Here is a 3,822-nt window from a genome sequence, read left to right as displayed (position 1 = left end):
TTCAGCCGAACGCCCATTTGGATATTGGACAGCCCTAGTTCACAAAAGGTTTCGATTTTAATTCGTTCGGAATAGGTTATACTAGACAAAAGATCAGCTTCTAAGGTTCATCATAGAAAAGAAGAATTACACCAGCCTCAAACAAGAAATCAATGATGTTTTGGTCGCTGCTAGTTTGGATTCCTTGGACCTGATAATATACCTACGGTGTCTTTTTAGCTCGGTTATGTATCCAGCATGATTTATAGCTGGAGAAAACGATCCAGATATTTAAAATAGATAAAGAAAATTCAGAAATCACTTTTAAAGTTGGCGGTGTCTGTGTTTCGAATAAGTAACTAAATGTGACAACTTATCGTTACTTGAATATTTTTGATTAGTTTGCTAGCATATAAGAAGTATTATTAAAACATGAATAAATAAATCAGTTGACGTAAGCTCAAGGTGTTCTCTTTCAGGGGTGTGTAAGAGGTATCTGGGTTTACGTTTTTTGTATGAGGAGGTTTTTGTTTGGAATTTTTAGGTACCTTGGTGATCATCTTGATTACAACTAGTCTATTTGGCCATCTAGCCTCTAGGGTTGGTATCCCAGCAGTGATCGGTCAATTATTTGTTGGAATTATTCTTGGCCCTGTGTTGTTGAATTGGGTTCACGCCAATGATTTCATCCATATTTTTTCAGAGATTGGGGTTATCATCTTAATGTTTATCGCCGGACTTGAGAGTGATCTTACATTGCTTAAAAAATATTTGCGTCCTAGCATAATTGTCGCGTTGTTAGGAGTTTTGATTCCGATGGTACTGATCTATCCAGTTGGTATTGTTTTTGGCTTGACACAATTTGAAAGCTTGTTTTTGAGCGTTATTTTTGCCGCAACGTCGGTTTCAATTTCAGTTGCTGTCATGAAAGAACTAAATTTACTTGATAGTAAGAGCGGTTCAACAGTCCTCGGTGCCGCGGTGGTTGACGATGTGCTAGCTGTCGTTTTACTTAGCATTATGGTCAGTTTAATAGGTACAAAGGCTGGTACGGATACCCAGATACCGCTAGCTCTGACTTTTTTAGAGCAGCTAATTTACTTTGCCGCAATTTATTTCGTGATGCGTTTTATCGCCCCTCTCCTCGCTAGACTAGGCACCAAATTATTGAATCCAGTGGGACCTACTATAATGGCGATGATTTTGTGTTTTGGTATGGCATATATTGCAGATCTGATTGGACTGAGTGCAGTGATTGGGGCCTTTTTTGCAGGAATTGCGATTGCACAAACTCATGTAGCTCATGAAGTTGATCAAAGTATTGAACCAATCGGTTATGCGATTTTCATTCCTGTATTCTTCGTTTCAATTGGTTTAAATATGTCACTAGCTGGCATAGAACACGATTTGTTATTAATTATCGTATTGACGATTGTGGCAACACTGACAAAACTATTAGGAGCGGGAAGTGGGGCTAAATGGGCCGGATTCAGTTCGAATGAAGCTTACCTCGTTGGTGCGGGGATGGTCTCGCGTGGGGAAATGGCCTTGATTATCGCTCAAATAGGCTACCAATCCAAACTAATCAGTGATGATTACTATTCGGCAATTATCACTGCCATTATCCTAACAACGTTATTAGCACCATTACTACTCAAACATGCGGCTCGTCATATAAACTACTAAAACATCTTAGCGGTATGACACCCCTTCTCTGTGAAAAGTAACTACTAGATTTCATCGAGATATTGCCTAGTTTAATTAAGCACTAAATTATATAATATTGGTTATAATGGAGGATTAGTTATTTGATACAGCTTGTAAAAGAAAAATTTGACGTTACTCGTTTGCGATTTGTTTTACTCGGCCTGCTTGTGGGTTTAATGAGTGGCACCGTTGTTAGCTTATTTCGCTATTGTATTGAGATAGGGCTGCACTATAGTCGATTGGTATATAGATACTTACGAATCGCGCCGTTTGTTTGGTGGGAATGGGCATTGTTGATAGGCATCAACCTTGGTTTAGCGTTAATTGTGGCTCGACTTCTCAAGAGAGAACCTTATATCGCTGGTTCTGGAATTCCGCAAGTTGAAGGTCAATTGGCTGGTGAATTGGAAATGCACTGGTGGTCAATTCTTTGGCGAAAATTTATCGGTGGTATTCTGGCATTGGGACCTGGATTATTTCTCGGACGAGAAGGACCAGCGATTCAATTAAGTGCGTCAGTTGGTCAAGGTTTCGCTTCTGAGTTTAAGTTATCAGGAACTGATCGCCGACTACTAATTGCATCAGGCGCCGCTGCTGGATTAGCAGCAGCGTTTAATGCCCCCATTGCTGGAACTCTATTTGTCTTAGAAGAGATTTACCATAATTTTTCACCGCTGGTTTGGTTAACAGCATTAGCCGGAGCAATTGGTTCAAATTTTATTTCGCTGAATGTTTTCGGACTTGTTCCCGTGTTACATTTAAGTTATTCACGTAGTTTACCAGTATCAAATTATTGGCACTTAATTTTACTCGGCATTGTTTTGGGATTATTTGGTTACTTATATCAACGGGTCTTGTTAGTTATGCCTCGGTGGTATCATCAACTGACACATTTGCCACGCCCAATACAAGGTATCGTACCATTTCTGCTGGTAATTTTAGTTGGTTACTTTTCGCCAAATTTACTCGGTGGTGGTAATGGCTTAATTTTGGGATTTGGCCAGCATGTTCCACCTTTGTTTGTACTAATTGCAATTTTTATTATACGATTCGTCTTTTCAATGATTTCATATGGTTCCGGATTACCTGGCGGTATTTTCTTGCCGATTCTTTCTTTAGGTGCTGTGATTGGTGCGGTTTATGGCGTCTTAATGAATCAATTAGGATTATTATCGCATGTCTATATCATGAACCTAATCATTTTTTCCATGGCCGGTTACTTTGCTGGAATCGGAAAAGCTCCCTTCACAGCTATCTTGCTGGTAACAGAAATGGTTGGCAATTTAACACATTTAATGCCATTAGCAGTCATATCGTTAACTGCTTACCTTGTTGTTGATTTATTAGGCGGTGCACCAATCTATGAAGCATTGCTTAAGCAGATGACAATGCCTAAAACTGTTCAGCAACTTCATCGACCTGATCATTTGGAAATACCGGTTTTCTTTGGCAGTCCCTTAAACGGCAAAATGGTCCGAGACATGCCATGGCCTAAAGAAGCACTGCTCATTGGAATCCGGCGTGGCGAACAAGAAGTGATTCCACATGGTGACACCTTGATTCATGAAGGTGATACGTTAGTACTGTTAACTGATACAACCCAACGACCCCAAGTTAAACAACGGATTGATGCATTATTAGCAACCTTAGAAAAAAAGCACCAAGACTAAGTTAATAGGTAAATTGGTTTATCATAATGGTAGGTATCAGATTAAGTGGGTCCGTTGGCAGACATAAACATATTGGAAAACTATATACAAATACGGTGAAGTACGAAAAACGCTGAAACAGAATTAGTTGAACCTATTTTGAAAAATACAAAGATAAATAATATGCCGAAAATGCCTTGCTACCCAATTTTTCATAGTCATGCTATAATGTAGACAGAAAAGGAAGCCTTGCGCTAACAAGACTTCCTACGCAAGCCGCTTCAAAGGCGGTGGCGAAGTTAATAAGACAGCATTAAGCTACCCTGTAACCTACCAAAGTTACGCAGGGCGGCTTTTTTATTTGTGGTGCTTGTCGATATAGCTGAGTAGCGCGATTAAAAACGTGCCAAACAGCAACATCAACGAGAGTGTCTGAAAGACGCTCATTGACTGTGAAGCCTTCCTGAAGATTATTCCATGTTCCCAT

At 39.7% G+C, this 3,822-nt stretch carries 3 protein-coding genes; 2 read left to right on the top strand and 1 reads right to left on the bottom strand.

The genetic code is table 11. The features are described from left to right. Nucleotides 1-510: 510 nt before the first annotated feature. A complete protein-coding gene (locus FFM73_RS12180; protein WP_137631916.1) occupies nucleotides 511-1,665 on the top strand; it encodes a cation:proton antiporter in 1,155 nt (384 codons plus the stop codon). A 122-nt stretch (nucleotides 1,666-1,787) separates the two neighbouring features. Then, nucleotides 1,788-3,356, top strand: a complete 1,569-nt coding sequence (locus FFM73_RS12175; RefSeq protein ID WP_087509189.1) for a ClC family H(+)/Cl(-) exchange transporter — start codon at nucleotides 1,788-1,790, stop codon at nucleotides 3,354-3,356. Between the two features lie 336 nt (nucleotides 3,357-3,692). Here the strand turns inward: FFM73_RS12175 and FFM73_RS13050 are convergent, their stop codons facing one another. Next, a complete protein-coding gene (locus FFM73_RS13050) occupies nucleotides 3,693-3,755 on the bottom strand; it encodes a putative holin-like toxin (RefSeq protein ID WP_222843308.1) in 63 nt (20 codons plus the stop codon). Nucleotides 3,756-3,822: the final 67 nt, after the last annotated feature.

It is taken from the genome of Secundilactobacillus hailunensis (assembly GCF_005405185.1).
In the GTDB taxonomy this organism is placed as follows: Bacteria; Bacillota; Bacilli; order Lactobacillales; family Lactobacillaceae; genus Secundilactobacillus; species Secundilactobacillus hailunensis.
This window is presented reverse-complemented; position numbering and strand designations above follow the sequence as displayed.